The organism is Microcoleus sp. D2_18a_B4 (assembly GCF_036702475.1).
Classification (GTDB): domain Bacteria; phylum Cyanobacteriota; class Cyanobacteriia; order Cyanobacteriales; family Microcoleaceae; genus Microcoleus.
The window spans coordinates 1-2916 of sequence record NZ_JAUBTL010000072.1 but is presented as its reverse complement, the minus strand read 5'-3'; the positions used below and the strand labels follow the sequence as shown (position 1 = coordinate 2916).

The window sequence follows — 2916 nt, the reverse complement described above, 5'->3', positions numbered from 1 at the left end:
TGGAAGGTCGGAAACGCTTGGAGCGCTTGGAGGTGGAATAATGTAATCGGGGTCAGTAGATAGCGCAGAAGGTTGGGCTAATCCGGTAGGATTATTAGTTGATGGGGGTTCTGTGGGTTGAGGTTCAGAGGCTAAATTTTGGGATGAGGGTTCCAGGTTTGTAGCAGAAGTCAACCAGTTGGGTGTTTCTGATAAAGGGCTCGTTTCTGGAAGGTCAGAAACACTCGCAGCAGAGGCATCCATTTGATTGGATGTGTCGAGTAAATTGGAGCGAGTTTCTGCTATGGCTGGGGTTGAGTAAGCGATGCTCAGGAGAGCCAAACCGACGACAATACTAGCATTGTATGCTGTTGAGAGGAGCGCAGTAGGGTTAACGATAAATTTTAGGAAGTTAATCATCATTAAAAGCGCGGTAAGTAGGGATTAAATATATTAGTTAATACAGTGATTCACCCCTGAGATCCTGATGATTTAATAACAATTCAATTTCGGGCTTTAATATTGTTGTTATATATAGCGGGTCTCAATCATTGGTACAAATATGTAGGGGTAGTGCTACCCCTACTCCCCGTGCCTACCCCCCACGGATCGGGGCAACCACGGGGGGTTTGCCCCTACAAGAATTACACAATTTATTTAGGTTCGCTATAGATGCAATAAAAAAATATTTATTGGGATGAATATTTTGAATTTTTAATAATTATAAAATCAGAATCCAGGGTGCGCTAACGGAAGTTAACGCACAGGATTATTTCATAATTTAGACAATTAGACAGGCGCGACCGCCCTAAAATTCTCCGTCAGACCAGCCGGATTATGGGATAAAATTACCCTCCCAAATCCCGGAGGAATTCGTGTTAACTAAAGAAGCGAGGGTTTCTCCGGTTGATGCAATTTTAATTAAGGTGGAACTACCACTTTGGGCAATCTGTAAATCGCGGAAAGTTAAACCTTCCTCTAATCGGATTCTGTCTTGCCTACCTTGGAAGCCATAGATCAGATCCTGACCCATTCCTGGTCCAAGGACAAAGGTATCCAATCCTGCATCCCCGTAGAGCCGATCGCTCCCTGCACCGCCATTGAGGATATCATTTCCATCACCCCCATACAGGATGTCATTACCCGCATTGCCGAGGAGTTGGTCGTTACCGGCATCACCGTAAAGGCGATCGCTGCCATTACCCCCCAACAGCAAATCGTTATCATTGCCACCATAGACAATATCGTTGCCGCCACCGCCATTGATGGTATCGTTTCCGGCGTTACCATAGAGGATATCGCTCCCTGCTAAACCGTCGATTTGCTCACCAGCGGCTGTACCCCGCAGAATGTCGTTATTGCGTGTACCGGAGATTGGATTATAAAAGGGGTGGTGGATTGGGTCTTCTGAGTGGTCATAGTTTGGGATTTCCATGAAATACTTTCTCCTGAAAAATAGTGAATTTGCGTCAAAGTAGCGAAGAGATAATTTACCTCCATACACACCTGAAAACTTGGCGCTGAAAGAGTTACAGATGTCAGCGTGCAAAAAAGTCGCAGAAGTTGCCGCCGTGGCCGCCAATTGCCGAATTGTTACGGAAGCTAATACCGTTCGTCCTCACCACACCGCTATTTAGCAACTGAGGACCACCGAGTCCTGCAGCAGCGATTTGAGCGCCTGTTAGTTTGTGGAGTCGTGCGATGAACTCTTCGCCAGCATCTCCGGCTGCAACGTTACAGCCATAGAAGACGAGGTTGGCAACATCCCACTGTTGCAGTTGAGTCGCGTAGCCGTTGAGGGTATCTAAACTCAGTTGGCTATTTCCCAGATACAAGCAACCGGGGGAACCGTGGGAAATAATATGAACGGCATCGGTATTTGGACGGTGTTGTAAAACAAGGCTAATTTGCTCGATGCCATCGGCCGTCCCATCTAGGACAAAGACTTCAGTAGTGGAAATGACATCCTCAATGAGTAGATCGGCGTTTTCTACTCCAGCATCGATAACAACAATTCTGGTGGCTGGATTGATAGTTTTTGAAGTATTGAGCATGGGTTTCCTCTGGGGAATGTCCTGTTATTCATCCGAAGGTATTGCGGATAAAAAATCCCTCTTAATGAGGATCTTTCCTGACTTTCTGTGCCGCGAGTCGCTGAGATCCTCATATCAGATTTGAGAGGGAAAAAATTAATTTAATTACTAGAGCGGGTCGTCACCACCACCCTGAACCTCCGGAGCCGGAGCCCCCGGAGACGTAACCACCGGAGCGCCATTACGAGTACCAATTTGGATGGTGTACCCGGTTGTGAAGCTATTTCCTTGCGCCCTACCGATCGCGGGGTCGGCGCTAGTGTCCATGTTAAAGCCATCCCGAGTACCAAGAGCGGTGAAATCCAGTAGACCCCCAGTACCAATTGCAAAGGCTGAGTTCTGTAAACCGTTGCTATCGGTAGGAAGGTAGTTGAAAGAATGAGCGGCAGCACTTTGTTTACCCACAGCAGCCGAGACAGCCACACCTGTAACCGCATTGTTGTTAACAGTGAAAGCCGCAGAACCTGCCACACCACCTTCACCGGCACGGGCTACGGTAGCGAAACCAAAAGCATTGAGAATAACGAGACCACTAACGAAAGCAATACGACGAATCATCATTTTTCAACTCCAGGGTTGGTTTTTTGTGTTCTATTAGTTAGACGTTTCCCGAAGGCGATTTGTGAATTATTCAGTCTTTAGATAGATGACATATTTGATTTGTGGGGTAATGAAGCGGAGAGAGGGAGGATTTGACAAATTCTTGCTACGCAGTCGATCTCTCAATACGGTTCAGTTAAGCTCGATCCCCCCTAACCCCCCTTAAAAAGCTATGCTTTATAAACATCTTTCTTAACAAGAAAGTTGACAAAAGTAACTACTTGTGTAGCGGATATGGGGGCGC

3 protein-coding genes and 1 pseudogene are annotated in these 2916 nt (G+C 46.6%); all 4 read right to left on the bottom strand.

The annotated features are described in order from the left end of the window. A pseudogene (locus QUB04_RS28450) lies at nucleotides 1–402 on the bottom strand (hypothetical protein); the annotation flags it as partial. A 412-nt stretch (nucleotides 403–814) separates the two neighbouring features. Then, a complete protein-coding gene (locus QUB04_RS28445; protein WP_333289683.1) occupies nucleotides 815–1414 on the bottom strand; it encodes a calcium-binding protein in 600 nt (199 codons plus the stop codon). A gap of 103 nt (nucleotides 1415–1517) precedes the next feature. Beyond that, the gene (locus QUB04_RS28440; protein ID WP_333289681.1) at nucleotides 1518–2033 is read right to left on the bottom strand and encodes a DUF4347 domain-containing protein; all 516 of its coding nucleotides are present in this window, start codon (nucleotides 2031–2033) and stop codon (nucleotides 1518–1520) included. A 147-nt stretch (nucleotides 2034–2180) separates the two neighbouring features. Further along, nucleotides 2181–2543, bottom strand: a complete 363-nt coding sequence (locus QUB04_RS28435; protein ID WP_333289679.1) for a hypothetical protein — start codon at nucleotides 2541–2543, stop codon at nucleotides 2181–2183. Nucleotides 2544–2916 lie beyond the last annotated feature (373 nt).